We start from the raw sequence: 24,410 nt of genomic DNA, 5'->3' as shown, positions 1-24,410 counted from the left end.
CCGACACAGGTGGCACGTCGGGTCGGGCCTTGGGATCATTTTCCCCGGAGGTCAGCCATGGCTCCTGACGCGCACCCGTCCCCGCCCGACGACTCACCGGACGACCCAACGGACGACGAGAAGACCGAGGACCCCGGGAAAGCCGAGGGTCACGAGAATGCCGGGCGTGCCGAGAAGGCCGGGGGCGCCGGGAAGACCGAGGACCCCGACAAGGCCGAGGCCCTCGCGCCCGAGCACGCGAGCGGCTCGACCAGGGTCCGTCGGTCGGTCCGGCTCACGCTCCCCGGCTGCTGGGGGGCGATCCTCCTCGCCTGTCTCTCCTTCACCCCCTCCCTGCTGCCCCGCGGCGGCGTGCTCCAGGGACTGATCTGCGGCATCAGCGCGGCCATCGGCTACGGACTCGGTGTGATCGCGGCCTACGTGTGGCGCGCGTTCGCCGACCGGGACCCGCGGGACCCCTCGGGCCGTTCGTGGCGCGTCTTCGGGATCTGCGCGGTCGCGCTGTTCGGCCTGGCCTTCGGGTTCGGCCAGTACTGGCAGCACGAGATCCGCTGGCTCATGGGGGTCACCGACTACGACGTCCTCACCACCGTCGCCTGCCCGTTCGTGGCCGCGCTCGTCTTCTGGCTCCTGCTGCTCGCGGGCCGCGGGCTGCGGCGCCTGTACCGGTGGCTCGCCCGTCACCTCCGGCGCTGGATCGGGCCGCGCGCGGCCGGGGTGGTCGGCTGGGTCGTGGTGGCGGCCCTGGCGTGGTCCGTCATCAGCGGCGTCCTGCTGGCCGGCTTCGTGAACGCGACCAACGAGGCGTTCTCGCTGCGCGACACGGAGACGCCGGAAGGCGTGCACCAGCCCACCTCGTCCCTGCGCTCGGGCGGACCCGGTTCACTGGTGCCGTGGGACACGCTCGGCTACCAGGGCCGGGCCTTCACCGGCACCGGTCCGACGGCCCGGGACATCGGTGCCTTCACCCACCGCCCGGCGCAGGAACCCGTCCGGGCGTACGCGGGGCTGGAGACCGCCGACGACACGGAGGCGCGCGCCGAGCGGGCCGTCGCGGACCTCCGGCGGGCCGGTGGCTTCGAGCGGGCGAACCTGCTCGTCATGACGACCACGGGCAGCGGCTGGGTCGACCCCGCCGCCGTGGACTCGTTCGAGTACCTCGGCGACGGCGACGTCGCCACGGTGGCCCTGCAGTACTCGTACCTGCCGTCGTGGCTCTCCTACCTGGTGGACCAGTCCAAGGCGCGCGAGGCCGGCCGTGAGCTCTTCGACGCGGTCTACGACGTCTGGTCCAAGCTGCCCCAGGACCAGCGCCCGCGGCTTTTCGTCGCCGGCGAGAGCCTGGGGTCGTTCGGCGGCGAGGCGGCCTTCAGCGGCGAGTACGACCTCCGCAACCGCACCGCCGGCACCCTGTTCGCCGGTCCGCCGAACTTCAACACCCTGTTCCGCGAGTTCAGCGACCACCGCGACCCGGGGAGTCCCGAGATCGAGCCCGTCTACCGGCAGGGGCGGACCGTGCGGTTCACCGACGACCCGACCGCCGGGATCACCCCGGAGGGCGCGCCCTGGGACGGCACCCGGGTGCTCTACCTGATGCACCCGTCCGACCCGATCGTCTGGTGGAGCCCGTCGCTGGCGCTGTCCGAGCCCGACTGGATCGGCGAGGCGCCCGGCGGCGACGTGCTGGAGGGCATGTTCTGGATCCCGTTCGTGACCTTCTGGCAGGTCACGGCGGACCTGCCGTTCTCCACGGGTGTGCCGGACGGCCACGGTCACACGTACAAGGCCGCGTACGTCGACGGCTGGAACGCGGTCATGCGGCCTTCGGGCTTCACGCCGCAGGACCTGGACCGGCTGCGGGACGTCATCCAGCCGCCGGAGAAGTGAACCCCCGCGGGCTCAGCGCAGCAGGAATCCGGTGACGTACCCGAAGGCGTTGACCGCCCAGTGCAGTCCCATGGGGGCCAGCAGGCTGCCGCTGCGGCGTCGCAGTTCGCAGAAGAGGACGCCCGAGGCCGCCGTGAACAGCACGGCGCCCGCGACCGCGAGGACGGAGCCGAGCACGGAGTCCCCCAGGACGGAGGTCAGCGCGGGCTTCGCGGACGCCAGGTGCAGAGACGGCAGTACGTGCCAGAGGCCGAACAGCACGCTCGACACGGCGGTCGCCCAGACGGTCCCCCGGGCCCGGCGCACGAGCCCGTAGAGCACACCGCGGAAGGCGATCTCCTCCACCAGGACGGTGCCGACGGGGACCACCACGAGCACGCGCACCGCGAGTTCGCCCGCCGTCATCCCGTCGTACCGCCGGTCCTCGAACAGCGAGCGGGTGTCCGGAAGCAGCGCGCCCGCGGCGAACACGAGCGCGACCAGGCCCATCAGGACCAGCGCCCACCTCGCCCCGCGGCCCAGTGTCCCGGGCGCGAGCCCCGCGTCCGCCAGGGTGCCGCCCGCACGGCGGAGCACACCGAGCAGCAGGGCGCTGACGGCGACGGCCGCCAGCAGGCGGAGCGGGCCGGTCCAGCGGTTCAGCAGCAGGTTCGCCGCGACGAGGACGACGACCACGAGGACGACGGCCGTCCAGGTCCCGATCGGCCCACGCCACCGGCCGCGCTCCCGGGCGTGCTCCCGCCCGTGCTCCTGGCGACGCTCCCGGCCGGGGCCCTGGCGGCGCTCCCGGCCGGGCCGCTCGACGCCGTCCGACTCGCGGCGGTGCACCTGAGCGGTTCTCCAGGACGCGTTACGAGCGGTCGCGTTTGAGGGAGTCCCTGATGCCTTCGGCCCGGTGCCGTACGTTCGTCACCTTCTCGTGGATCTTGGCCTTCATCTGGTCCGTCCTGCCCTCGGCCTCAAGGCGCTCGTGACCGGTGATCTTTCCGGTGATCTCCTTGATCCTGCCTTTGGCCTTGTCCATCGCGTCACCCATGACCGCGGTCCCTCCGTCCGTGCCCCTCCGGCTGATCTGTTTCCCACCCTCCACGCTAGGTTCGGGCGCCCCAACCTGCCCGTCGGCGCCGATCGGACCTCCCGGTCCCCCTCCGGCAGGTCCGCCCGAGGCGGAGTTGTCCGTGAACTCTCCCGGAAGTGTCCGCGTTCGGTAACGGACGCATCCCCCGGCCGCCCGCCACCGTCCTGACACGTGGTCGCCACGCGACCGGGAGCCGGTGAGGGACTGCGGGAGAGGTGGGGCGGACATGGCGCGGCACGGTGCTGGGCGGAACTGGTACGGCAAGCTGGTCGGGGCGGCACTGGGGGTGACGGTCCTGGCCGCCGGCGCCTCGGTCTGGACCGCGCAGGCGGGCCCGGCGAACGACGTGCCGCCGAAGGCGAGCAAGCCGGCCGCGCCGCGGGCCGTCAAGCCGGTCGCGATATCCATCGCCCACGCCTCGGAGGCCGGGGCGCGGGGCGTCAACATCACCATCGACGACGGCCCCGACCCGGTGTGGACCCCGCAGGTCCTGGACGTGCTGCGGGAGTACGGGGTGAAGGCCACGTTCTGCATGGTGGGGACACAGGCGGAGGCCCATCCCGACCTCGTCAAGAAGGTCGTGGCGGCCGGGCACCGGCTGTGCAACCACTCCGTCTCGCACGACACCGCCATGGACAAGGCCTCCGAGGCCTACCAGAAGCAGCAGATCCTCGACGCCGAACGCATGATCACCAAGGCGTCCGGAGGCGTACGCCCCGTCTACTACCGTGCGCCCGGCGGAGCCTTCACCCCCTACAGCCGCAAGCTCGCCGCCTCGCGCGGGATGCGCCCGCTCGGCTGGAACGTCGACACGAAGGACTTCGAGCGCCCCGGCGCCGCCGCGATCGTCGCCACGGTCGAGCGCGAGCTCCCCAACGGTCCGACGCTCCTCTTCCACGACGCCGGCGGCGACCGGTCCCAGACGGTCGAGGCCCTGCGCCGGCTCCTTCCCCGGCTGAAGGAGCAGGGCCACGTCTACGGCTACCCGGTCCGCTGACCGCCGCGGGCCAGCGCGAACACCCCGAGGACGATCAGGGCGACGCCCGCCAGCTGGGGCAGCAGCCACCAGCCGGTCCGGACGTGCTCCTCGTACAGCAGGACGCCCAGGCTCAGGCTGACGGTGGCGTCGCCGAGGGTCAGGGCGGGCTGCGAGGCGACGAGCGGACCGCCCTGCATGGCGTGTTCGAGGAGGAGGACGGCCGCGATGCCCGCCGCGCAGAAGGCGTAGGTCTGCCAGGCCGTCAGGAACGCGCCGACGCCGTCGTCGCCGAGGATGTGCATGGACGTCTTCATCAGGGCGGCGGTGAGGGCGTAGCAGATCGCCGTCGCCGCGCCGAGACAACCTGCCCTCGCGCGCCCCGGAGGCCGGCGCAGGCCGGTGGCGGCGAGCACCGTCACGGCGACGGCGCAGACCACCAGGACGGGCACCCAGCGGTCCAGTTCCACCCGGGTGCGGTTGCCGGTGGGCGAGGCGGCCACGAGCGCGACCCCCAGTCCGGCCACGACCCCCGCGACGGCCGCCCAGAGCCGGGCGGGCAGCCGCTCGCGCGTCAGGAGGGTGGCGATCAGCAGGGCGAGGGGCAGTTCGAGGACGAACAGGGGCTGTACGAGGGCCAGCGGGCCGGTCGCGAGGGCCGCCGCCTGTCCGACGCCGGCGGCGATGACGGCGAGGATGCCGGCCAGCCACAGGGGCCGGTGGAGCAGGTCGAGGATCAGTCCGGGCCGGAAGGAGTCGGACTGCGGGACGGTGAGGGCGGCACGCCGCTGGAGCACCGTGGCCAGCGCGTTGCTCAGCGCGGCGAACAGCGAGAAGAGGACCGGCAGGACGACGCCCATGGCCCGATCCTCACCGGGCCCGCCGCCGCCCGGGCGGCCGACACCGGGGGCGGGCCTGCGGAGGACCCGGTCGGGCCAATGCCGTGGGTCTCCGGGCGTGGCCTAGGGCGTGTTGCGAAAGTAGCGCCGGCCGCCCGAAGGGCGGGCCCGACGGCGTCTGGTGCGTGCGATCGCAAGGCGGAGGGTCGCCCCGATACTGGATGTATCGGGGTGATCCCGACAACGCGGCGAGCGTGCGTGCCAGGCGCCGTCGGGCAGGCGGGACTTTCGCAACACGCCCTAGAGTGCGGTGGTGCCGTCATACAGCATTGGGCAGGCAGCGCGGCTGCTCGGAGTGAGTTCGGAGACCGTTCGCCGGTGGGCGGACGGCGGCAGGCTGGGCATGGAGCGGGACGGCTCCGGCAAGCGGGTGATCGAGGGGGCGGCCCTGGCCCGCTTCGCGCGGGAGCGGGGAGCCGGATTCCATGCCGTGCCCGAGGACGATGTGCCCACCTCCGTGCGGAACTCCTTCGTCGGGATCGTCACGGGCGTGCGGGTGGACGACGTGGCCGCGCAGGTGGAGGTCCAGTCGGGTCCGCACCGGCTGGTGTCGCTCGTGACCCGTGAGGCCGTCGAGGAGCTGGGGCTCGACGTCGGGGTCACCGTGACCGCCCGGGTGAAGTCGACGAGCGTGCACGTCGACCTGCCCTGACCGCTCCACGAACGCGAGCCCTTCGACCCGGTCTCCCCCGGCGGAGGGCACGGGAGGTCGGTCGATAGACCGGGAGGATAGGAGCTCTCGTCTCGTATCAAGCTCACGAATACAGGCCTGAGGGCCGAATGCGAGTGGCAGACATGGTTCTCCGCTCCCCGGGTCGGGTATCACTGCGCGCAGCCGCCGTACCGACCTGCCCGAAGGGACCGACGATGAGCCGACCGATCGCCGCACCGCACGCCACACCCGCCACCGCGCCCGTTCCCCCCGGGGCCTTCGCACTCTGGGGGGAGGTGGCCGGGCCGGCCACCCTCACCGTCGCCGACCTGCGCGAGGGGTGGCGGCAGCACCGGGCCGAGGTCGTCTTCGACTGCGCCTCGGCGGGGCCGCAGCACCACACGTTCGCCGGGCCCCTGCTGCGCGAGGTCATGGCCGTGGCCCGCCCCGGCTTCGACCCCGCCCGCCGCAAGGAGCGCTCCCGCTTCCTGGTCTCCGTGAGCGGCGGCGACGGGCACCACGCCGTCCTGTCGTGGGCGGAGATCGACGCGGACTTCGGCAACACCCCCGTGCTGCTCGCGACCCGCATGGACGACGAGGACCTCGACGCGGCCGGTACCCAGCTCGTCGTCCCGTCCGACCGCTGCGGCGCCCGCTACGTCAGCGCCGTCACCGGGATCTGGATCGGTGCCCACCGGCTGCCCGGAACCCCGCCGTCCGAGGGCTGAGACCGCCGGGCGCTCCGCTCGTCCCTTCATCCGAGGCGCCTCACATCCGCCATGGAGACTCCCACGACGTTATTGCAGATGAGCATGAATGCGGCCTACGGTGTCGCATATGCCACCCCGCATGTGGCACCGGGACGCCTCGGCCGTCGGCGCGACCGGCCCGCTCCCGCCTTTCCGCTCGCCCCCAAGGAGTTCCGACCTCATGTCCCTCACCCTCACCGGACGTCGCGCTGCCGCCGCGGTGCTGACCGCCGCCCTGCTCGTGCCCCTCGCGGCCTGCTCGCCGGGCGACGACTCCGAGAAGGACAGCGGCAAGTCCGACGCCTCCGGCTCCGGCTCCGCGAGCGCGGCGCCTCAGGCGAAGCTGACGGTCCTCGCCGCCGCCTCGCTCACCAACGTCTTCAAGACGGCGGGGGCCGCGTACGAGAAGTCCCACCCGGGCACGAAGATCACCTTCTCGTTCGCCGGCTCGCAGGAGCTCGTCGCCCAGGTGTCGCAGGGTTCGCCCGCCGATGTCCTGGTCACGGCCGACACCAAGAGCATGGACAAGGTGAAGGCCGAAACCGGCGCGCCGACGGTCATCGCGAAGAACCGGCTGGTGATCGCGACCGGCGAGGGCAACCCCTTCAAGGTCGACGAGCTGAAGGACCTGGCCGACACCAAGCTGAAGGTCGTCCTCGCGGCCCCCGAGGTGCCCGCGGGCAAGTACAGCAAGAAGATCCTGGACGCCCAGAAGATCACGGTGAAGCCGGTCTCCCAGGAGCCCAACGTCCGCGCCGTGCTGAGCAAGGTCGAGCTGGGCGAGGCCGACGCCGGCCTCGTCTACAGGACGGACGCCGAGAGCGCGGCCGACAAGGTCGACGCCGTCGAGATCCCCGACGGGCAGAACGCGATCGCGCAGTACCCGGCGGCCACCCTGAAGGACTCGAAGAACGTGGAGGCCGCGGCCGCGTTCGTCGCCTGGCTGTCCTCGCCCGAGGGCCAGAAGATCCTCCAGGACGCCGGCTTCCAGAAGCCGTAACCGTCCGGGGACGAGCGGAGGGGGTGCCCGCATCGGGGGAACGGGCAGCCCCTCCGCTTCAGCCGGTCACTTCTCCCGGTACTTCGCGTCGGCCACGAGCACCGACGTGAGGTGGACCGGCAGGCCGTTCGCGTCGCGCGGCACCTCCTGGGAGGTGTCGCGGGTGAAGGCCAGGGTGACACCGGGGATGTACGGGGCCCGCGGGTCGTCGTTGTTGACGTGCCAGCCCTTCCGGGCCGCGTGGGCGAAGACCTCCTCGGCCGGGGTGCGGAAGACGTCGATCCCGTCGAGCAGCACCTGCACGTCCGGGTCCTCGTCCTCGTCGGGTCCCCAGACGGTGACCGCGGTGACCCGGTGGTCGCGTTCGAGGGCGGCCTGGAAGCCGATGCCGTCGTACTCGGCGGAGACCAGGTCGAAGTCGCGCACGGCGTCGGCCGGGTACACGCGCGGAGCGCCCCAGGCCGACACCGCGGCGACCGTTTCGTCGAGCGTCATCCCCAGGTGAACGGGAGCCACGCCGCGCGGCGGGTCGAGGACGAACTGCATGAGGGGGCCCTTCTGGTCGGTTGGGATCATTTCAGTATGTCGTAGTCGATCGTCCAGCCCCGGCGCTCCAGCATCGCCTGGAACTTTCTGTTCTCCTTGAGGCTCGTGATCATGTCGGCGATGTGCTGGTCGTACTTGTCGCCGTACTTGGCGCGCACCTCGTCGATGTCCATCTTCATGGCCAGGTCCCAGCGCCCGGCGTCGATGTGGGCACGCTGGTCGGCGCGCCACTGCACGGAGTGCGCCCAGGAGCCGGTCGAGGACATGTCCCGGTGGTCGGCCTTCTCCATGCGGATCGCCGGGCCCATGCCGGCGTCGTTGATGAAGCCCTCCTCGTCGAGGTGCGCGTAGGAGGCCTTGGCCGGTATGTGGTTGATCTCCATCTTGACCGGGTACTTCGGCTCGCCGTCCTCGTCCTTGAGGTTGGCCGGGGTCATGCCGCCGTACCAGCCGCCGTCCTCGGTGCAGCCCTTGGCGATGAGGCCCAGGGGGTCGGTGAGGGTCCAGGGGTTGGTCACGTAGGCGACCGCGTTGGCCGCGGGTGCCAGGCCGAGCGGGTCGGGGCTCGCGTACCGGGCCGTCTCCGGGTCGTAGTGGCGCAGGTAGTTGTAGTGCAGGCCGGTCTCGGGGTCCTCGTACTGACCGGGGAGGCGGAGGGGGGTGTACGCCGTGGCCGTACGGTTCCAGCGGGTGCTTCCCCAGGTCGTCCTCCGGGACTCCCAGGCCACGTCGCCGTCCTCGTCGACGAGTTCGGTGGGCGCGCCGACGAGGTCGGTGACGATGGCGAAGAACCGTGTGTCGTACGCGTCCTGACCGGAGTTCCGCGGGCGTCGTTCGAGCTGGCTCAGCGGGCGGTGGTCGTGGGCGTCGTACTCCCAGGTGAGGGTGGTGGCGGTGGCCGTGTCGGTCTGTTCGGCGAGCCGCGTGCCGTCCCAGGTGAAGTACGTGGACTGCTCGACGGTCGTGCCGTCGGGCGCCATGCGGTGCTTGGCGGTGCGGCGGCCGAGGGGGTCGTAGGCGTAGCGCCAGGTGACGCCGTCGGGCGTCCGGCAGGCGACGAGCCGGTTCTCCGCGTCCCAGGTGTAGTGCCAGGTGTCGGGCTTGCGGGAGAGACGGGTCTTCTGGCGGAGCACCATGCGGCCGGCCTCGTCGTACTCGTAGCGGATCCGGCCGGCCCGGAGCAGCCGGTTCCCCGCGTAGGCGCGTTCGCCGCGGGCCTCGTCCCGGAGCGCGCGGTCCGGCCAGTCGGCCTGGGCCTGGTTGCCGGCCGCGTCGTACGCGTACGTCTCGCTCCAGCCCTCGGCGGCGACCCTCAGGGGCCGTCCCACCGGGTCGAGTTCGAAGGTGACGTCGGTGCCGGCGAGGTGGTCCGTGATCCGTTCGAGGTGGCCGTCCGCGCGGTAGCCGTAGCCCCGGGAACGCACGGCCCGGTCCCCGGCGGTGACGCTGCGGGCGGAGAGCCGGCCCATGCGGTCCCAGGCCGAGGCGAGGGTGACGGACTCCGGGCCTTCGCCCAGGGTGCGGGCCACCTCGCGGCCGCGTTCGTCGCGGGTGACGAGCATGTCGTGGCCGTCCGCGGACAGCAGGGCGCGGCGTCCTGCCGCGTCGTTCGCGTAGCGGGAGCGTGCTCCGCCGGGGGTGGTCCGGGCCGTGAGGGCCCCGGCCGCGTCGTACTCGTACCGGGTGGTGCGGCCGTCGACGGTCTCGGCCAGGAGCAGCCCCGTCACGTCCCGTTCGAGGACGACGGTCGACGTCGGGGAGGTGAGCGAGACCGGGCGGCCCGCCCGGTCGTAGGCGTACCGGGTGGTCCCCGCGGCGCTGTGGTGCTCGACGACGCGGTCCATGGCGTCGTAGGCCGTGGTGAGGCGCTCGCCGAGCGGGGTCGTCCGGGCGGTCGTGCGCCCGGCGGCGTCGAGTTCGTACGTCACGGTGCGGCCGTCGAAGTCCTTCTCCGCGACCAGGCGGCCGGCCCCGTCGTACGTGTAGGTCCAGGTCAGCCCCTGCGGGCCGGTGACCTCGGTGAGCCTGAGCTCCTTGTCGTAGCGGAACTCGTAGCGCGCGCCGTCCGCTCCCGTCCGGGCGGCGAGCTTCCCGAAGTGGGTGTACTCGAAGCGCGTGGTCGCACCCGTCGGGTCCGTGTGGGAGGTGCGGTTGCCCTCGGCGTCCCAGGTCCAGGACTCGCCGCCGCCGTCCGGACGCGTGGCGCGGGTGGCCCAGCCCTCCGTGCTCCACTCCGTCGTGTGTTCCGCGCCCAGCGGGTCGGTGCCCCGGACGGGGCGGCCGAAGGAGTCACGCGTGAGGTGGTAGGTGTGGCCCAGCGGATCAGCGTGGCTGAGCGTGAGGCCCGCCGCGTCGTGGGTCATGCGGTGGGTGGCACCCGACGCGTCCGTGCGCGAGGTGAGGGCACCCCGCTCGCCGTAGGTGGAGCGGGTGGTGGCGCCGTCGGGGGCGATGACGGCGGTGAGGTTGCCCCGGGTGTCGTACTCCCGCCGCCAGACGCTGCCGTCGGGGCCGGTGACGGTGACGGGCAGGTGGAACTCGTTGTACGTGGTGAGGGTCCTGGTGCCGTCGGGGCGGGTGACGGAGGTCAGGTTGTCGTGCTCGTCCCAGGTGAACGTCGCGGTGCGGCCCAGCTGGTCGGTCCGCGAGAGCAGGTTGTCGTGGGCGTCCCACCGGCGGTACACGGTGTGTCCGAGCGGGTCGGTCTCCGCGACGACCTGGCCGAGTTCGTTGAGGCGGGAGGTGGTGACCGCTCCGGTGGCGTCGGTGAAGCGGGTGACCCGCTCGGCGGCGTCGTAGGAGAAGCGGGAGGAGAGGAAGCCGTCGGGGCCCACGGTCTCCACGACCCGGCCGTCCGCGTCGTAGACGTAGCGGTAGGTGGAGTCCAGCCGGTCGGTCCACGACGTGACCCGGCCCGCGTCGTCGTAGGTGAAGCGCAGGACGGCGGGCTCTCCGTCGCTGCCCCGTGCGTCGGAGACGGTGGCGAGCCGGTCCTCGGAGTCGTACGCGAACTCGCTGACGGTCCTGGGGCCTTCGGCGGTGCGCAGGGCGAGTCCCGTGACGCGGCCCTGCTCGTCGGTGCCGACGGCGACCTGATAGCCGCCGCTGTGGACGACGCCGACGGGCGTTCCGGTGACGTCGCGCTGGATGCCGACGCTGTTGCCGTTGCGGTCCTCGACACGGGTCAGCCAGTAGAAGCGGTCGCCGTGGTAGGGGTTCCCCGTGAAGAGGCGGGTCCGGCCGGAGTGCGGCTCGTCGACGGCGAAGGTGACGGTCCCGAGGCCGTCCCGGGAGCGGAGGCGCAGGGAGGCCGTGCGGTTCCCGGTGACGGGCAGCGAGGTCTCGTCGGCGTCCGGGAGCCGGGGGTAGAGGAGGAGGGAGCCGTCCTCGCGCACCCATGCCACGGTGCCCGAGGCGTCGACGGATATCTCCAGCCGCTCGTCGAGCGTGGAGGCCCACTCGGCGCCGAAGCAGCGCCCGTAGTGGTATCCCGACACATGGGTGCGGCGCAGGACGAGCGGCAGGGTGCCGGGGAGTCGCAGGTCGGTCTGCGGGAGCACCATCTCGCCGCTGGCGAGGTCGACGGGGTCGGTCTTGCAGCGGCGCTTGTCGAGGCTGACGCCCTTGCCGCGCGGGTCGTCGAGGGCGTCCCGGGACGAGTCGGGCGTCCTGCGCCCGCCCTTGCCGCCGTCGCGGCCGGAAGGGCCGCCGCCGTCGTGGTCGCCCTTGCGCTGGCGGGCGATGCGGAGCGCGGTCTCGTCGTCGTTGTTCTTGTGGTCCTTGGAGATCTGCTTGACGGCCTTGGGGAGCGTGTCGCCGATGTGGTCGCCCATGGTCTTGGCCGACTTCACGAGGGCGCCCATGGCCTTCTCGATGACCGGGTCGAGGGCGTTGGCGATGTCGTCGCGGCCCTTGTTGCGGCCCTGGTGCCCCTTGGCCCGGGTCAGCTTCCCGGCCGTCTTGCCGTGGATGCCGGCGCTGACACCGTTCAGCCGGGTCCCGGCCTGGTCGTGCTCGTCGTGCTCGATGTGGAAGCCCGGGCCCCCCGCACGGCCTCCGCCGCCGGCTCCGGCGGAGGCGAGCTTCAGACCGTCCTTCGCGCCCTGGACACCCTCGTCGAAGCCCTCCTTGCCCGCCTGCTTCGTCTGGTCGAGGTTCACCCCGTTCTGGACGCCCAGCGCGTCCATGCTCACCTGCACGACCAGATCGGCCGCCATGTTCTCCAGCGCCGCCACGACCGGCTCGGTCATCACCGAGACGATGTGGCCGACCGCCTCCTCCATCGCGCTCGTGATCAGCTTCAGCAGCTGCTTCTTCGTGAACGCGATCGCACCGGCGCCGAGCAGGGCGGACAGACCGCCCGTCACGGGGATGAGGGCCATGGCGAGACCGGTCTGGCCGGCCAGGATCCCCAGCTCCGCGACGGCCTTCCACTTCATGCCCTCGATCGCGCCCGCCGCGAGGTCGAGTGCGTCCGCGATCGTACGGGCGGCGGACACCAGGTCCTTGAGGTGCTTGCCCTTGACCTTGGTCCAGTGCTCGTTCAGCGCGTCCATCGCCTCGCCGTGACCCGACGACAGCAGACGTTCCATGTGATTGTTGGCGAGCTGACCGTCGTCGGCGAGGTCGTCCGCGAACTCCCGCAACGCGTCCGCCATGTCGCGGTACGCGTCCTCGTCGACGTTCGGCCAGTTCACCCCCACCAGATCCAGCAGGGTGTCCGCCCAGTCCGGCACCGTGACAGCCACGATTCCTATCCCCCGTCGACATAGACCGATGAGCCCGAACAGGTCTACCACGCGGCTCGACTGACGGGTAATCCGCGATAGCAAACCGGGCCGCCACCTTCACAGCCGGCGGTTCCGACGCGTGCCCGCATCACAGCAGGCCGCCACTGCCGGCGGCAGGCACGCCTCCGATGCCCGGCCCGGGAGCCGGGTCGTTGGGAATGCGATGAGGGAGTCCTCGGGGACGGGACGGGGACTGTGATGCCCATCTCGTACGCCGGGCGTTTCGCGGCGATTCGTCCTCATCCCTGTTGCGGCGACATGAACAGCGCAACACTTCAGACATCCAAGGCAATACAGCGCCTTCACCTTTGAATCTGATGGATTGCTCCCTCGTCGATCTTTCGATCTAATGCATGATGTCCGGAGCGGCGACCCCGCCTCCGAGGTGATCCAGGGCGTTCCCCCACAGTCGGCGCGCCCCGAACGAGTCAGGAGTACGGCGCGTGGCAGCGGTATCGGTGGTGGACGCGTTCCGGCGTGACCGGGTCGGGATCGTCTCGTTCTGCGTCGTCGCGTTCTGCGGCCGCATGCTGGTGATGCGCGACGGCGAGGCACCCGAAGAAGGCCCGACCGAGCACCTCCTGAGGACCCCGGCGCGCCCCTGCGCATCCACACGGGCCTGAACAGGGCCGCACACGGGAAGCGGGCGGCGGAGCTCCTGGAGCAGGTGGGTCTGTCCGCGCACCACCTCCCCCGCGACCCGCACGAGTTCTCCGGCGGCCAGCGTCAACGCATCTGCATCGCACGGGCGTTGGCCCTCCGGCCACGTCCGGTCATCGCCGACGAGCCGGTGTCTGCGCTGGACGTCCCGGTCCAGGCACTGGTCCTGAACCTCCTGATGGATTCGACTCGCCCGCAGCGCCGTACACCAGGGAACTGCGGGGCGCGTTCCCGCGCCACCACCATCCACCCGCCGACGTCCGCCCTCCGCAACCTGCCTGATCCCGTCCCACGGAAATAGAGGAACCCTCATGACGAACACGCCGAACGAGCCCGACGCCGTCCCCGAGCTGCCCGAGAAGCCGGCGAAGAGGAGAGCCGGTCTGATCACCGGACTCGCCCTCGCCGCCGTGGCGGTGCTCGTGGCGGTCGGCCTGCTGATCTCCCAGCTGACGGGTGGCTCCTCGCGGGCGGACGCGTCCGGACGCGTCACCGTGAAGATCGGTACGACCGACCAGAGTTCGGACTTCTGGCCCGTCCTGACCCGGCGCGCCGCCGAGGAGGGCATCGACATCGAGCTGGTCAACTTCACCGACTACACGCAGGCCAACCCCGCGCTGTCGCAGAAGCAGATCGACCTGAACCTCTTCCAGCACCTGCTGTTCCTGGCGAACCACAACGTCGCCGACAAGGACACCCTGACGCCCGTCGGATCGACCGTCGTCGTGCCCCTGAGCCTCTACTCGAAGAAGCACAAGGCGCTTCAGGACATCCCGGAGCACGGCCGGGTGGCGATCCCCAACGACCCGACCAACCAGGCCCGGGCGCTGCTCGTGCTCCAGCAGGCCGGCCTGCTGGAGCTGAAGGGCGGCGGGTCCGTGCTCGCGACGCCCGCGGACGTGGACACCGCGGCGTCGAAGGTCACGGTCACGCCCGTGGACGCCGCGCAGACCGTCGCCTCGCTGCCGTCCGTCGACGCGGCGGTGATCAACAACAACTTCGCCCTGGACGCCCGGCTCGATCCCTCGAAGGCCCTGTACGGCGACGACCCGTCGAAGCCCGATGCCGAACCGTACATCAACGTCTTCGCCGCCCGCGCGGCCGACAAGGACAACCCCACCTACCTGAAGATCGCCGGGCTGTACCACGAGGAGGCGGTGAAGAAGGCGGCGATCGACGCCTCGAAGGGAACGGCGGTGGCCGTGGAGCGACCGCGTGCCGACCTCGAACGCATCCTCGCCTCCCTGGAGAAGACGGTGCGCGCGGCGCACTGACCGCAGCACGTGACGGGGCGTCCCCCACGGACGCCCCGTCGCCCCGTCGATCCATCGCCCCGTCGACCCCGTCGACCCTTCGCCCCAGGCCCGATCCGAGACAGGGACTCATGGCACCACCACTGATAACGCTCGACAACGTCAGCAAGACGTTCAGTTCGCGGTCGGCTACGGCCGTCCCCGCTCTCGACTCGATCGACCTGGAGATCGAAGCCGGGGAGATCTTCGCGATCATCGGACACTCGGGGGCGGGGAAGAGCACCCTGGTGCGGCTGATCAACGCGCTCGAACACGCCACCTCGGGCACGGTGACGGTCGACGGCGTGGTGATCACCGGACAGCGCGAGAAGGACGTCCGACGGATCCGCGCGCGGATCGGCATGATCTTCCAGCAGTTCAACCTCTTCCGCTCCCGGACGGTGTTCGGGAACATCGCCTACCCGCTGAAGCTCGCGGGCTGGTCCAAGGAGCGGCAGCGGGCCCGGGTCGCGGAGCTCCTCGCCTTCGTCGGCCTGACCGACAAGGCGTGGGCCTATCCCGACCAGCTCAGCGGCGGGCAGAAGCAACGGGTCGGCATCGCACGGGCGCTGGCCGGCAACCCGGCGATCCTGCTGGCCGACGAGTCGACGAGCGCGCTCGATCCCGAGACCACCCAGGACGTCCTGCGCCTGCTCCGACGCGTCAACTCCGAACTCGGCGTGACCGTCGTGGTCGTCACCCACGAGATGGACGTGGTGCGGAGCATCGCCGACCGGGTCGCCGTACTGGACGCGGGCAGGCTCGTCGAGGTCGGCACGGTCTTCGACGTCTTCTCCGCGCCCCGGACCGAGACCAGCCGCCGTTTCGTGGAAACGGTACGGAGGGACCGCCCCGACGCGGACACCGTCGCGCGGCTGCGGAAACAGCACGAAGGCGCGCTCGTCTCCGTCTCCGTCGACGGCGAGGCCGCCGTCGGCCAGGTACTGACGGAGGCCGTGCGCGGCCACGACCTCGGTTTGGAGATCGTGCACGGCGGGATCGACACGCTGCAGGGCCGCTCGTTCGGCAACGTCACGTTCGCGCTGTCCGGAGCGGAGCGGGACATCGAGGCGACGGTGGCCCGGCTCCGCGCGGTGGCCACGGTGGAGGTGCTCGCGTGAACACGGACTGGAACACGCTCTGGCCGGTGTTCACGGCCTCCATCGGGCAGACCCTGTGGATGGTCGCCGCGACCATTCTCGTCGGTGGGCTCCTCGGCCTGCTCCTCGGCATCCTGCTGTACACGACGCGCCGCGGCGGACTGCTGGAGAACACCCCGCTCCACACGGCCCTCAACCTGGTGGTCAATTTCGTCAGGCCGATCCCCTTCATCATCTTCATCACCGCCGTGGGTCCGCTGACCCTGAAGGTGGTCGGCACCACCATCGGCACCGCCGCCGCGACCTTCCCCCTGATCGTCGCCGCCACTTTCGGCATCTCCCGCATCGTCGAACAGAACCTGGTCACCGTCGACACGGGGGTGATCGAGGCGGCCCGGTCCATGGGAGCCGGCCCGGCCCGCATCATCACGACGCTCCTCATCCCCGAAGCCCTGGGCCCCCTGATCCTCGGCTACACCTTCGTCTTCGTCTCGGTCGTCGACGCGACGGCGATCGCCGGCGCGGTCGGCGGCGGAGGCCTCGGCAACTTCGCCATCGCCTACGGCTACCAGCGCTTCAACTGGACGGTCACCTGGATCGCCGTCCTCACCATCGTGGTCCTGGTGCAGGTGGCCCAGTTCCTGGGCAACTGGCTGGCGGGGAGGACGATGCGGCGCTGACGCTGAGGGGCTGAGCACGGGGGGGGCGGCCGGGGCATGCGTTCAGGCGGAGGCGCCTCTGCTGAACCAGCCGCTGAACGTCTCCTCCTCCGCCGCGGGCGCACGCCGCTCGGCCCGTGACAGCACCCTCTCGGCCTCCGCTCGCCACCCGGCGGCGTCCGCACGGGGCGGCGGCAGGAACGCGCCGCGCTCGACCGCTTCGGCGGCGGCTCCGAAGAAGTCGCCGCCCTTGCGTCTGAAGTCGTCCGTCCCCCACGCGCGGCCGGCCTCGCGCGGGGGCGTCTTCCGCAGGTGGGGGACGTGCTTGGCGCAGTGGATGTACGCCTCCTCGACGGCGACCTCCACCCAGACCGTGGCGCGGCGGCCGGGCACGGGGTCGTACGCGAGACCGAAGTGCGCACGCCGCATCTCGTCGTCGGCCACGACCCGTGCCGTGCCGTTGACATGGAGTCCGATGCGGTCCTGGAGGAAGTCCATCATCAGGATGCCGACGTGGGGGTTCTCCTCGATGTTGCCGAGGCTGGCCTGGACGCCGTTGCCCCGGTACTCGGGGTAGGCGAGGGTCCGGTCGCCCAGGACGTGGAGGAAACCGGGCGGCCCGGCCCGGAAGGTGTTGTCGCACTCGCCGTGCCGGTCGGCGGTCGCCAGGAAGAACATCTCCTGCCGTGCCGCGAACTCCCGCATCCGGGTGTTGAGCCGGTCGAGGACCTGGTCGGCGTAGAACCTGTCGGCGCGCTCGGTGGTGCCCATGCGCTGCTGGACCCGGTGCTCGCCGTCGCTCCCCGGGCGAGTGGTGCGTACCGGCGCCGCCTGCCGGAGCCCCGCCTGTTCGCGTTCGAATGTGCTCAATTCCTCGCCCCGACCAGTTCCTCGATGGAGTCGTGCCGAATGCGGTGGGCGGGTATCCCGACGTCCACCAGGGTGTCGACACCGCGGCGGATCATGCCGGGCGGTCCCGAGAGGTACGCGTCGTAGGTGTGCCACGGGCCGTACTCGTACACGGCCTCCGGGAGCCGGGCGCCCAGGCCGCCGCCGGGGCCGTCGTCGACGACCGGCCGGACGGAGAGCCAGGGGTGCGACTGCTGCATCCGGAGCATGGTCTCGATGTCGTACAGGTCGTGGTCCCGGCGGGCTCCGTAGAACACCTGGACGGAGCGTCGGCGGCCGTGCTGGGCCACGTCCTCGACCAGGGCCTTGATGGGTGCGATGCCGGTGCCGCCGCCGAGGCACAGCAGCCCGTTGTCGGTGCTGTGGTCCACGGTCATGGATCCCGCGGGGGGACCGAGCCGGATGACGTGCCCGGGGCGGGCGCGGTGCACGAGGGCGTTGGAGACCCAGCCCGCCGGCACGGCCTTGACGTGGAAGGAGAGCAGGCCGTCGGAGCGGGGGGCGCCCGCGAAGGAGTAGTGCCGCCAGATGCGCGGCCACCAGGGGGTCTCCAGGGTGGTGTACTGCCCGGCGAGAAAGGGGTACGGCTGGTCGGGCCGGACCGTCACGACCGCGACGTCGGGCCTACGCATGTCATGGGCGACCACCTCCGCCCGCCAGGAGGCGGGGGCGCGCAGTGCGTCCGCGGCCGCCGCGTCGATCATGATCTGGGAGATCGTGGTGTAGGCGGCCACCCAGGCGGCCTCGGTCCTGGGCCCCCAGCTCCGCGGGGCGTAGCGGGCGAGTGCGCCGATGAGGCATTCGCCGACGGCAGGATAGTGCTCGGGAAGGGTGCCGTACTTCCGGTGTCCACGGCCCAGACCGGAGAGGTACGCGGTCAGGGTGGCGGTGTCGTCCGCGTGGGTCGCGGCGGTGAGCAGCGCCTTGAAGAGGCGGTCGCGCTGGGTGTCCATCGCGGCGGGGAAGAGCTCCCGCAGGTCGGGGTGCCGGAGGAAGAGAAGGGAGTAGAAGTGTGAGGTGACCTTGTCGGCGATCGGCTCGATCTCGGCCATGGTGCGCCGCAGGAGACCTGTGCCGGACGTGTCCTCCGGGGCCTCGTGCCCTTCGTGCCGGCCGTCGTGGGGGTGCTGCGGGCTCGCGCCGAACCAGCCGTCGCCACCGGCGGACGTAGGGGTCGGAGCATCCATCGGTTCGCCTCGCCTCGAACAGCTTTCGATCGTCTGCGTACGCGGGGTCCGAGTGTGTCCCCGTATCCCTCTCCGTATCGGAATTCCCGCCGCTTCTCCCGGCCGGGAAATCCGCTGACGGCGCCCGAGCATTCGAGCGGGGTCGACCATACCCCCGCCCGCGCGCCCCACATGAATCGTCCCGCGAGCCGCCACCGCGCCCCGGCGCCACGGCGTTTGAGCAGGTCAAAACGGTGCACGGGCGAGAAAACCGGGCCCTGTGACGAGTTACCGGCGAGTTCGAGCGAGAGGTCGAGCCGTTTTCCACAGGCTCATGAGGAAATTCCCGACGGAAATGAAGAAGGGTGACCCGAACCCCTCACACCTCATTCCCGGATTCTTCACCCGGCCGTGAGCACGCGGTCCGCGTGCCCGGCCGTTCAAAAAGGCACGTCTCCCGGGGCAGGGACCTGCCCCGGGAGACGGCCTTCAGGGCCTGGGGACTCAGGGCGTCATCTCGTACGCGCCCGACAGGGCCTCGACGCGCTGCCAGACACGCTCCGACCGCGCCTCGTCGACGACGGGGCGCCGGACGGCGCCGAGCGCCCAGAGCTGCTGCGGCTCGGTCGCCGAGTCCTTGCCGTGCAGCTCGACCGCGTGCGCGGAGAAGTCGCGGACGAGGACGGCGAGCAGCTCGTCCAGCACGTCCTCGTCGAGACCGGTGAGGGCGGCCTGCTCCAGGACCAGCTGCCCGTGGACGACGAGGGCGAAGAGCTGGCCGACGGCGAGGAGGAGGTCGAGGTCGCGGCTCTGCTTCTCGTCGGGGGCGGCCTTGAGAACGAACTCGCAGAGGGCGTCGGCCTGTTCGCGGAAGCGGGCCACGTTGGGCAGGTGGGCGTACGCGTCGTAGGCCGCGCGCCAGTCGTGGAAGCGGACCGAGCCGAGGCCGCGGGCCGGCCCCTGGCGGAAGAGGAACGTGTCGTCGGCCGCGTCGACACGGGTCGGGACGGGCTCGTACGCGACCGGGTCGAGGAGGTGGTTGCGCATGAACTTCAGGATCAGCGCCAGGTTGACGTGGACCGTGCCCTCCAGCTTCGGCAGACCGCGGATCTCCACGGCGGCCTGGGCGAAGTAGTTGTCCTTCTCGAAGCCCTTGGCGGCGATGACGTCCCACATGAGGTCGATGACCTTCTCGCCCTCCGTGGTCACCTTCATCTTCGTCATCGGGTTGAAGAGGAGGTAGCGACGGTCGTCGGGACCCGCGGTGCGGAAGTAGTCGACGGCGCGGTCGCTGAACAGCTTCATGCCGACGAGCCGGACGTACGCGTCGGTCAACTCGCGCCGCACGTGCGGGAACGCGGTGACCGGCCGGCCGTACAGGATGCGGTTCTGCGCGTGGGTGACGGCCTCGTACATCGCGTGCTCGCAGATGCCGATCGAGGCGGTGCACAGGTTGAACTTGCCGACGTTGACGGTGTTGAGGGCCGCGTCGAAGGCGGCGCGACCGGTGTGCAGGACGTCCTCGGCGGCGACCGGGTACTCCTCCAGGCGGAACTCGCTGACGTACTTCGAGGAGTCGACGACGTTCTTGACGAGGTGGTACGCCGGGTGGCGGCTGTCGGCGGCGAAGAAGACGTAGGCGTCGGGGCCCTCGACGTCGGTGCGGCGGCCGAAGACGGAGACGAGCCCGGCCTTGTTGCCGTTGCCGATGTAGTACTTGGAGCCGGTGGCGCGGAAGCCGCCCCGGCCGTCCGGCTCCAGGAGCATGTCGGTGGAGTAGATGTCGGCGCCGTGGGACTTCTCGGAGAGCCCGAAGGCGAACACCTCGCCCTGGGAGAGGAGTTCGGCGGCACGCTCCCGGGCGGCGGCGTTGTCGCTCTGCCAGACCGGGCCGAGACCGAGGATGGTGACCTGCCAGGCGTACCAGTAGTCGAGGCCGTAGAAACCGAGGATCTCGTTGAGGGCCGCGATGCGGGCGGTGTCCCAGCGCTTGTCGGCCTCGTGCTCGCCGGCGGAGGAGGACGGCGTCAGGAAGGTCGCGAAGAGCCCTTCCTCGGCGGCGAAGGCGAGGAAGTCGCCGAGCCAGGCCCGGGTCCGGTAGTCCTCGATGATCCGGCGCTTGCCGCGCGCCTCGAACCAGTCGACGGTGGCGCGCAGGAGCCGGCGGGTCTCCGGGTCGAAGTGCGCGGGGTCGTAGGTGTGCGGGTTGAACAGCAGCGGGTCGGCCATGACGGCGCCTTTCCGGCTCGGGATGAGGGTGGTGGTGCTGGATGTGGTGGTGCGTACTGGGGGCGCTCGCACGAGGGAAGTCGCGCGGATTCGGTCGTACGAGGTCATGCGGGCCCCGTCGGACGAGGGAGGTCGCGCGGACCCGGTCGGACGAAGGAGGTCGCGCGGACCCGGTCAGGCGAGGGAGGTCGCGCGGACCCGGTCGGGCGAGGGAGGTCGTACGGACCTGGCCGGACGGCTCGGTTCACCGTCCTGCGGGGAACCGGCCGAGCGTGGCGAGGACGTCGTCGAGCCAGGCGATCATCATCCGCTCGTACGCGATGCCGCCGCGCAGTACGACGTGCTGGAGCTCCCGCTCGGCGTCGAGCGGTCCGCTCTCCGGCGGCTCCCCGAAGTCCCGCGCCTCGCCAGCGAGGTAGTGGGCGAGGCGCTCCGTGTGGGCCTGCCGGTGCCGCCGGACCTCGCTGATCAGCGCGGCCGGATCGTCGAAGGCGGCACCCCGGATCTTCACCGCGAGGTCGTGCCGCACGCTCTCGGGCTCGATGGGTTCGTGCAGCCACGTGGAGAGCGCGACCCGTCCGGGCCTGGCGACGGAGTACTCCTTCTTGTCCGGGCGCCCCTGCTGCGGCACGTCCCGGACGTCCACCCAGCCGTCGCCCTCCATGCGCTTGAGCACGCGGTAGATCTGCTGGTGGGTGGCGGTCCAGAAGTATCCGATCGACCGCTCGAAGCGCCGGGCCAGCTCGTAGCCGGACCCGGGCTTCTCGAGCAGGGACACGAGGATCGCGTGATCGAGCGCCATGCGCCCGATCTTGCTATGCAACGAGTTGCATAGCAAGACGGACGGGGCCCGCTGAGACGCGGCTCACGGTGCTCCCGCAACTCGGCCGACCCGGGGCACCGCTGGTTCCGCGACCACCTGGCCGCCGCCGTCCCGGCCCCGCCGGGACCGTCGACGACGGCCGCCCGCAGGGCCGGACACACCCCCGCCCCGAGCGGGCGGGGGGAATGAACACCCCGGGTCAGCGCACCCGGCCCCGGGCCTTCAGCTGGGTCGCCGGGAGTTCGGGGGCGTCCAGGCGGTCGCCGTCGTAGCCCTTGACGTCGCCGAAGCGGCCGGTGGTCATCCAGTCCTCGCGGGCCTGGCGGATCTCGTCGTCCGTGCGGCCCACGAAGTTCCACCACATGACGATCTCCTCCTCGAACGGCTCTCCGCCGAGGAGCATGAGGCCGGCGTCCGAGACCGCGCGGAGGGGGAGCTCGGTGCGGCCGCAGCCCAGGTAGAGCATGGAGCCGGGCAGGACCGGTACGCCGTCGACGTCGGCCTCGCCCGACATGGACAGGACCGCGTACTCGAAGTCGGGGTCGAGCGGGAGGTTCGTCTCGGTGCCCGCCGCCAGCGCGAGGTCGGCGCCGACGAGCGGGGAGTACGTGGTGCCGGGCGAGACGGCGCCGTCGAGGGCGCCGAGGACGACCGTGGCCGTGAGCCCGGGGGCCGTGACCACGGGCAGGTCGGCGTGGTGCTGGAAGTGGGGTTCCACGTGGCGGTGGGCGTCGGGGAGCGCGACCCAGAGCTGTGCGCCGTGGAGGAGGCGGGCGTGCGGCCTGGGGCTCTCCTCGGAGTGGGAGATCGCCCGGCCCGAGGTCATCAGGCCCAGCTCGCGCGGGCGGACCGTCTGGAGGCTGCCGGTGGAGTCGCGGTGCAGGACCTCGCCCTCGTGGAGCCAGCTCACCGTCTGGAGCCCCATGTGCGGGTGGGGCGGGACCTGCATGCCCGGCTCGTCGGCGATGTCGTCGGGGCCGTAGTGGTCGACGAAGGCCCAGGCCCCGACCATGCGCCGGCCCAGGTTGGGCAGGAGGCGGCGAACCTCGGTCGACTCCCCGAGCTGGACGCGGCGGGGGCTGAGCAGCTCCCGTACGGGCTCGGCGACGACGAAGCCCCGGCCACCGCACACCGTCAACGCGGCCTGACGATCAAGATTGCTCATGACGCACAACCAATCGTAGTGGAATGTTCAACCATCCAGGCTTGTTGACCTGGTCGACCGTCACACAGGGTGGCAGATCCGGCAAGCCGGAAGGGAAGAGCAAGTGAGCGACACGTACTACGAGTTCGGAACGGCCGGGGAACGCTGGGACCGCGCGCGGCTGTTCTTCGACGCGAAGGAGTACCCGACCGCCGTTCGGATCCTGCGCGGCCTCGTCGCCGAGCACCCGGACCAGACGGCCCAGCGGCTGCTCCTCGCCCGCGCCTACTACCACTCCGCACAGCTCTCCCGGGCCGAGACCGAGCTGCGGGCCGTCCTGGACCGCGACCCCGTCGAGCACTACGCCCGGCTGATGCTCGGGCGCACCCTGGAGCGCCAGGGGCGTACGGCCGAGGCCGCGCCGCACCTGCGGATGGCCGCCGCGATGGCCGGCGAGACCCCCGCCTGATCTTCGGGGACGGCCGGACCGGCCTTCGGGACGGCCGCCCCGGACGGCTCCCGCGCCGACGCGGTACTGACGCGGTTCTGATACCCCGGCACGGTATGGTCGGACCAGGAGGTCCTGGTCTTGCGTACACGTCGGGCGACACGCGGCATGCGAGCAGGAGGTGCCCTCGCGCACCTCCTGCTCGTCGTCGTGCTCGCGCTCGGGGTGTTCCTGATGCACGCCGTCGGCCATCCCGAGGGCTCCGGCGGTACGGGGGCCTCCGCCTCCGCCCACCACGGCTCCCCCGGGGCCGGCGCGCCCGCCGCCGAGCACGGTGCCGGCGGTTCCGACGCGCGCCACGACTCCGGTACGGGGATGGACATGACCACGCTGTGCGTGGCCGTCCTCGGTGCCTGGCTCCTCGCCGGGCTCGTCCGGGCCGCCCTGGCCCGACGTCCCGACTGGCTCGCCGTCGTCCTCGCGCGGCTCGTCCCCGCCCTCGGACCCCACGCGCCGCCGCGCAGACCTCCCGACCTCGCCCAGCTGTCGATCCTGCGGATCTAGGCCCTGTCGCCGCGGGCGCCTCGCGCTGCCCGCGTACGCCCCCTGCCTTTTTCCACCTGTACGGGCCTGCGTTCCGTACGGACAGACAGCACACGAGGTATCACTCCCATGCGCACCTTCACGCGTCCCACCGCCAAGAAGCTCGCCCTCGCCGGCGCCGTCACCGCCACCGCGCTCCTGCTCGCCGCCTGCGGGACGGAGGACGGCGGGACCAACGGCATGAGCGGGATGGATCACGGGGCGAAGCCGGCCACGGCCTCCGCCTCCGCCGCGCCTTCGGCCCCTGCGACCGCCCCCGGTTCCGCCGCCGCCCCCGGGGCGTTCAACGACGCGGACGTCATGTTCGCGCAGATGATGATCCCGCACCACGAGCAGGCCCTGGAGATGGCGAAGCTCGCCGACGGCCGCGCCCAGGACCCCGAGGTCAAGAAGCTCGTCGCCGCGATCGAGCGGGCGCAGGACCCCGAGATCCAGAAGATGAAGGCCTGGCTGAAGGGCTGGGGCAAGCCCGAGTCCGCCGGGGCCGGCCACGGCATGGCCGGGATGATGTCCGCGCAGGACATGAAGGACCTGGCGGCCGTCGAGGGCGAGGCCTTCGACCGCAAGTTCGCCGAGCTGATGATCGCCCATCACGACGGTGCCGTCGCCATGGCGGAGGACGAGCGGAAGAACGGCCGGAACGCCTCGGCGAAGAAGCTCGCCGACGACGTCGTCCGGACCCAGTCCGCCGAGATCGCCGAACTGCGGAAGATCCTCGACCGGCTCTGACCCCGGTCCGCACGGCGCGGCCGGTCTCCCACCGGGGCCGGCCGCACCGCGCCCGCGCCCTGATTCCTTCC

At 71.6% G+C, this 24,410-nt stretch carries 23 protein-coding genes; 13 read left to right on the top strand and 10 right to left on the bottom strand.

Features of this window, described 5'->3' with window-relative positions; translation table 11 throughout:
- Window positions 1-57 precede the first annotated feature (57 nt).
- Window positions 58-1,887 (top strand): alpha/beta hydrolase, encoded by a 1,830-nt coding sequence (locus ACF08F_RS07595; protein ID WP_392297564.1) that lies wholly within the window; start codon window positions 58-60, stop codon window positions 1,885-1,887.
- Between the two features lie 12 nt (window positions 1,888-1,899).
- Here the strand turns inward: ACF08F_RS07595 and ACF08F_RS07590 are convergent, their stop codons facing one another.
- The gene (locus ACF08F_RS07590) at window positions 1,900-2,715 is read right to left on the bottom strand and encodes a CPBP family intramembrane glutamic endopeptidase (RefSeq protein ID WP_392297563.1); all 816 of its coding nucleotides are present in this window, start codon (window positions 2,713-2,715) and stop codon (window positions 1,900-1,902) included.
- A gap of 22 nt (window positions 2,716-2,737) precedes the next feature.
- A complete protein-coding gene (locus ACF08F_RS07585) occupies window positions 2,738-2,923 on the bottom strand; it encodes a CsbD family protein (RefSeq protein ID WP_392297562.1) in 186 nt (61 codons plus the stop codon).
- A gap of 268 nt (window positions 2,924-3,191) precedes the next feature.
- Here ACF08F_RS07585 and ACF08F_RS07580 point away from each other — a divergent pair, with 268 nt between their 5' ends.
- On the top strand, window positions 3,192-3,962 hold the full coding sequence (locus ACF08F_RS07580; RefSeq protein ID WP_392297561.1) for a polysaccharide deacetylase family protein: 771 nt from the start codon (window positions 3,192-3,194) through the stop codon (window positions 3,960-3,962).
- On the opposite strand, the gene ACF08F_RS07575 is transcribed toward ACF08F_RS07580, so the two are convergent.
- Window positions 3,947-4,801, bottom strand: a complete 855-nt coding sequence (locus ACF08F_RS07575; protein WP_392297560.1) for a DMT family transporter — start codon at window positions 4,799-4,801, stop codon at window positions 3,947-3,949. The genes ACF08F_RS07580 and ACF08F_RS07575 overlap by 16 nt on opposite strands.
- A gap of 292 nt (window positions 4,802-5,093) precedes the next feature.
- On the opposite strand from ACF08F_RS07575, the gene ACF08F_RS07570 reads away from it, so the two are divergent.
- From ACF08F_RS07570 to modA, 3 genes are all read left to right on the top strand, one after another.
- Complete coding sequence (locus tag ACF08F_RS07570) at window positions 5,094-5,492, top strand: molybdopterin-binding protein (protein WP_392297559.1); 399 nt, start codon at window positions 5,094-5,096, stop codon at window positions 5,490-5,492.
- Window positions 5,493-5,707: 215 nt separating this feature from the next.
- Window positions 5,708-6,220, top strand: coding sequence for a molybdopterin-dependent oxidoreductase (locus ACF08F_RS07565; protein WP_392297558.1), 513 nt, complete (start codon window positions 5,708-5,710; stop codon window positions 6,218-6,220).
- Window positions 6,221-6,422: 202 nt separating this feature from the next.
- Window positions 6,423-7,241, top strand: coding sequence for a molybdate ABC transporter substrate-binding protein (modA, locus tag ACF08F_RS07560; protein ID WP_392297557.1), 819 nt, complete (start codon window positions 6,423-6,425; stop codon window positions 7,239-7,241).
- Window positions 7,242-7,307: 66 nt separating this feature from the next.
- Here the strand turns inward: modA and ACF08F_RS07555 are convergent, their stop codons facing one another.
- Together ACF08F_RS07555 and ACF08F_RS07550 are read right to left on the bottom strand one after the other, a co-directional pair.
- Window positions 7,308-7,817 carry a hypothetical protein gene (locus ACF08F_RS07555; protein ID WP_392297556.1) on the bottom strand — a complete coding sequence of 170 codons (510 nt, stop codon included), beginning with the start codon at window positions 7,815-7,817 and terminating at the stop codon, window positions 7,308-7,310.
- Window positions 7,814-12,535 carry a DUF6531 domain-containing protein gene (locus ACF08F_RS07550; protein ID WP_392297555.1) on the bottom strand — a complete coding sequence of 1,574 codons (4,722 nt, stop codon included), beginning with the start codon at window positions 12,533-12,535 and terminating at the stop codon, window positions 7,814-7,816. Before ACF08F_RS07550 ends, ACF08F_RS07555 begins: the two co-directional genes overlap by 4 nt.
- Before the next feature lie 485 nt (window positions 12,536-13,020).
- Here ACF08F_RS07550 and ACF08F_RS07545 point away from each other — a divergent pair, with 485 nt between their 5' ends.
- From ACF08F_RS07545 to ACF08F_RS07525, 5 genes are all read left to right on the top strand, one after another.
- Entirely contained in the window at window positions 13,021-13,200 is a 180-nt protein-coding gene (locus ACF08F_RS07545) for a hypothetical protein (protein WP_392297554.1), read from the top strand.
- Window positions 13,179-13,538 (top strand): ATP-binding cassette domain-containing protein, encoded by a 360-nt coding sequence (locus tag ACF08F_RS07540; protein WP_392297762.1) that lies wholly within the window; start codon window positions 13,179-13,181, stop codon window positions 13,536-13,538. Before ACF08F_RS07545 ends, ACF08F_RS07540 begins: the two co-directional genes overlap by 22 nt.
- A 10-nt stretch (window positions 13,539-13,548) precedes the next feature.
- Window positions 13,549-14,511 carry a MetQ/NlpA family ABC transporter substrate-binding protein gene (locus tag ACF08F_RS07535; RefSeq protein WP_392297553.1) on the top strand — a complete coding sequence of 321 codons (963 nt, stop codon included), beginning with the start codon at window positions 13,549-13,551 and terminating at the stop codon, window positions 14,509-14,511.
- Between the two features lie 110 nt (window positions 14,512-14,621).
- Window positions 14,622-15,650, top strand: coding sequence for a methionine ABC transporter ATP-binding protein (locus ACF08F_RS07530; protein ID WP_392297552.1), 1,029 nt, complete (start codon window positions 14,622-14,624; stop codon window positions 15,648-15,650).
- Complete coding sequence (locus tag ACF08F_RS07525; protein ID WP_392297551.1) at window positions 15,647-16,309, top strand: methionine ABC transporter permease; 663 nt, start codon at window positions 15,647-15,649, stop codon at window positions 16,307-16,309. Before ACF08F_RS07530 ends, ACF08F_RS07525 begins: the two co-directional genes overlap by 4 nt.
- 42 nt (window positions 16,310-16,351) lie before the next feature.
- Here ACF08F_RS07525 and ACF08F_RS07520 read toward each other — a convergent pair whose 3' ends face one another.
- From ACF08F_RS07520 to ACF08F_RS07500, 5 genes are all read right to left on the bottom strand, one after another.
- A complete protein-coding gene (locus tag ACF08F_RS07520; RefSeq protein ID WP_392297761.1) occupies window positions 16,352-17,059 on the bottom strand; it encodes a pyridoxamine 5'-phosphate oxidase family protein in 708 nt (235 codons plus the stop codon).
- A gap of 95 nt (window positions 17,060-17,154) precedes the next feature.
- Window positions 17,155-18,384, bottom strand: a complete 1,230-nt coding sequence (locus ACF08F_RS07515) for a globin domain-containing protein (RefSeq protein WP_392297550.1) — start codon at window positions 18,382-18,384, stop codon at window positions 17,155-17,157.
- 483 nt (window positions 18,385-18,867) lie between these two features.
- A complete protein-coding gene (locus tag ACF08F_RS07510) occupies window positions 18,868-20,592 on the bottom strand; it encodes an acyl-CoA dehydrogenase family protein (protein WP_392297549.1) in 1,725 nt (574 codons plus the stop codon).
- 244 nt (window positions 20,593-20,836) lie between these two features.
- Complete coding sequence (locus ACF08F_RS07505; protein ID WP_392297548.1) at window positions 20,837-21,394, bottom strand: PadR family transcriptional regulator; 558 nt, start codon at window positions 21,392-21,394, stop codon at window positions 20,837-20,839.
- A gap of 220 nt (window positions 21,395-21,614) precedes the next feature.
- The gene (locus ACF08F_RS07500) at window positions 21,615-22,580 is read right to left on the bottom strand and encodes a pirin family protein (protein ID WP_392297547.1); all 966 of its coding nucleotides are present in this window, start codon (window positions 22,578-22,580) and stop codon (window positions 21,615-21,617) included.
- Window positions 22,581-22,656: 76 nt separating this feature from the next.
- On the opposite strand from ACF08F_RS07500, the gene ACF08F_RS07495 reads away from it, so the two are divergent.
- From ACF08F_RS07495 to ACF08F_RS07485, 3 genes are all read left to right on the top strand, one after another.
- A complete protein-coding gene (locus tag ACF08F_RS07495; RefSeq protein WP_392297760.1) occupies window positions 22,657-23,028 on the top strand; it encodes a tetratricopeptide repeat protein in 372 nt (123 codons plus the stop codon).
- 147 nt (window positions 23,029-23,175) lie between these two features.
- On the top strand, window positions 23,176-23,571 hold the full coding sequence (locus ACF08F_RS07490) for a DUF6153 family protein (protein ID WP_392297546.1): 396 nt from the start codon (window positions 23,176-23,178) through the stop codon (window positions 23,569-23,571).
- A gap of 108 nt (window positions 23,572-23,679) precedes the next feature.
- Window positions 23,680-24,339 (top strand): DUF305 domain-containing protein, encoded by a 660-nt coding sequence (locus ACF08F_RS07485; protein ID WP_392297545.1) that lies wholly within the window; start codon window positions 23,680-23,682, stop codon window positions 24,337-24,339.
- Window positions 24,340-24,410 lie beyond the last annotated feature (71 nt).

Source organism: Streptomyces sp. NPDC015130 (assembly GCF_043080005.1).
In the GTDB taxonomy this organism is placed as follows: domain Bacteria; phylum Actinomycetota; class Actinomycetes; order Streptomycetales; family Streptomycetaceae; genus Streptomyces.
The sequence above is the reverse complement of the archived record's forward strand: the minus strand, read 5'-3'. Positions and strand labels throughout refer to the sequence as shown.